The organism is Chryseobacterium sp. 2TAF14 (assembly GCF_052115105.1).
Taxonomy (GTDB): domain Bacteria; phylum Bacteroidota; class Bacteroidia; order Flavobacteriales; family Weeksellaceae; genus Chryseobacterium.
On record NZ_JBFRGA010000262.1, the window covers coordinates 1 to 2,903 of the forward strand.

2 protein-coding genes are annotated in these 2,903 nt (G+C 29.0%); one reads left to right on the plus strand and one right to left on the minus strand.

Annotated features, from left to right (window positions below; genetic code table 11):
• Positions 1–218 precede the first annotated feature (218 nt).
• Complete coding sequence (locus AB4Y90_RS17125; protein WP_441558775.1) at positions 219–1,109, plus strand: hypothetical protein; 891 nt, start codon at positions 219–221, stop codon at positions 1,107–1,109.
• Between the two features lie 55 nt (positions 1,110–1,164).
• Here AB4Y90_RS17125 and AB4Y90_RS17130 read toward each other — a convergent pair whose 3' ends face one another.
• A complete protein-coding gene (locus tag AB4Y90_RS17130; RefSeq protein ID WP_441558776.1) occupies positions 1,165–2,358 on the minus strand; it encodes an AbiH family protein in 1,194 nt (397 codons plus the stop codon).
• Positions 2,359–2,903: the final 545 nt, after the last annotated feature.

A 2,903-nucleotide genomic window follows, 5' to 3' on the forward strand; every position in this document is an offset into this window, starting at 1 on the left:
TTACAAAGCCGACTGTACATGAGTGGAGGGATCGGGGAATACTTATTGGTAGAAAGCTTGGGGCTAGGGTCTATTATAGGATGGATGATATTGAAAATGCAATGATAGTCGATGTTAAATCGTAGTTGTTGCATTTTAAAGCTTTTGATAAAGGGACTTAAAAAGTCCCTTTTGCTATCAAAAAATTTACAAATCAATACATTGATAATAATATAGTTATGGTCGATTATATAAAATGGGCTGTCTTAGGTTCAGAATTAATCAGTAAGACTAAAAAAAATTCTAAACTAGAATTCGTAAGAGATATTGAATATTTAGTGCCAAATACTGGGGAGCTGAAAATTAGGAAAGTAATGAAGTACAAAAACTTGTACTTCACATTTCTTGAGAATCGGTTGGAGATTGAAGGCAGTCTTCATAAGTACATGAATGATGGATTGCATAATGCAAATGATTTTTCTGTTGATCAATGTATGGATATCATAAAATCATTTTGTAATGAATTTGGTTTGCCCCCAATATGCTGTATAATTATTGCTTTAGAATTTGGCGTGAATTTAAAACTTAGCGGAGATGTTAACATAAACAATTTTCTTCAAGCATTACGCTTTTTTAGAAAAAATGAATTTATAAGACATCATCGATTGAAGCATGTTTTTTATGCTGGAAGTAAGTATTTTGAATTGAAGGGATATAATAAAAGTGCACAATATCCGAATATTGCAACTGATGGTATTTTCAGATTTGAATGGAAAACTAGTGAATCAAAATTTTTAAAAACAAAAAATTGTAATACGCTTCAAGATCTTTTACAGCCTGCCATGTATAAAATATTTTCGAAAATTCTACTTAAAAGTTGGGATGATGTCCTTGTCTTTGATGAACGAAATAGAAAAGCTAAAAGTTTTCATCATACTGAATATTGGAGAAATACAATTAATAATATGAGTGCTAATACTTTCAATAACAGAAAAAAAAGCTATTATAAAATCGCTGGTAAAAAAAATATACACACTCAAGTTTTTCATCTTCTTACTAAAAAAATAGATGAATTAAGTGATTGCGATTTTTCCACAGGTTTTAAACTTTTCAAGTATGTCTTTAACTAATTTTGGATCATTTTACATTGTGGGTTTTCCAACTAATATAAAATCGGAATATTACTTATCTGCTTTTGTAAGGGATTAGAGGTGAACAAAGTTGTTTATTCACAACCCTATCTCTTAGCTTGCGTTTATCATTAAAGTTCCTTGAAATGTTTTTGTAAATGTCTAAAAAATTATCTCCATCAGCATATTGATGATAAAATACTTTGATTGAAAGACAGTTGTCATGTTCAAAAATGGTATTTAAAAGTGTTCGATCTGTATTTCCACAAGAATGCCCCATAATGTAAAGCTGGTAATAATCTGAGTTTATTGTTCGTAATAGGTTCTTATAATTTTCAGTTAATGAATAGTTTATTGATTTTATGTTGTGTAAGTAATCGTTATTTTGTAATTTTTCTATCTCGGGATAGTTATCATCTATCTCATCTCCATATCCAAAAATAATTGGATTGTCAATTTTATTTATTTCTCCATGAATGTGAATAAAGTCGTCTTCTTGTTCATCATTAGAATAAAACTCTTCTGTATTGGTATAATTAAAAGTTACAAGTGTTTTGTGTATATTCTCTTTTGTTGATCTGCTTTGAAGTAAATAGGGTATGTCTGAGCGACAAATTTCATAGTTTTCATCCATTATGTCTTTCTCGAACTTATAGAAATCAGTTGGATCAATAACATTATTGCGAAAATCATCATAATTTTTTATTCTTGCCCAAATTTGATCAGAAAGTTTCTTTATACCATCTTCTGAGATTTCATTAAAGTTTAGGGGGTTATTAATATTATAGGAAATTATTTTGTGAATCTCGTCATCAATTGTCTTTCTAGATTCAACCACTTTAGTTAAGTAATTTTCAAGAAGAATTCTAATGGCATTAAAATCTTTATTTAGTTGCTTGATTAGATTGCTGTCATTAGATTTCGTACAATCAAGAAGTTTTTTGTAAAATGCCCCCTCAATATCTACCCAATTAGCATCAAAATAATCTTTTGATAACTCTAATAAAAGCGAATTTTTGATAGAAATATTTTCGAATTGAACTTTAGCATGGAATTCGGTTGATGCTAAAATTCCTTTTTTGTGTGAGGTAGCAATTTCAAATYCATCGCAAGAGTATAGAGTTTCGTTACACAAATGATAATTTTTAAATTGGTTATCCCAATAGTCTTTAATGAAATCTTTGTAGGTTGTTTTCATTCCATGCGCTAAATCAAAGCCATTACCAATAAGTATAATTCTATTTATCATTTAGGTTTTATTTCTTCAGTGTATTTTAATAATGTAAAGATAAAATTCTTATTTTAATTCATCTTGATTTCTAATGTTGCCTTTGGTGAACTGCTTGTTGCTCATTAATAATATAGGATTGTTAGAATATTGTAAATACTTAATTAATATACTACTTTGTTTCGAGGTTTCATATATCATAATATCTATATAGATGTAGATGTTGTGTGTCTTACAGCTGGTTTATCTTGATTGTAGGAATTTTAATATATATATTGTATTACTATATTGGGGTTATTACTACGTGTATAGAAATAGAAGTGCTTCTGTGACAGATATAATTTTTTTTTATGCTATTGCACAGTAATTTTATAGTATGTTACTTTAGATTCAGTTTTGTTTTCGTCAGGAAAACGAAACCAGCAGAACAGCACACAAGCGCACAAGATCAAGCTCCAACAAAAACGAGTTTCAAATCTGAAAACGAAACCGCCAAAACAGAAGGGGGGAGGGCTAATTTTATTCTGAATTTTAACTGTTTTTTATAGGTATCTCTGTATATATAC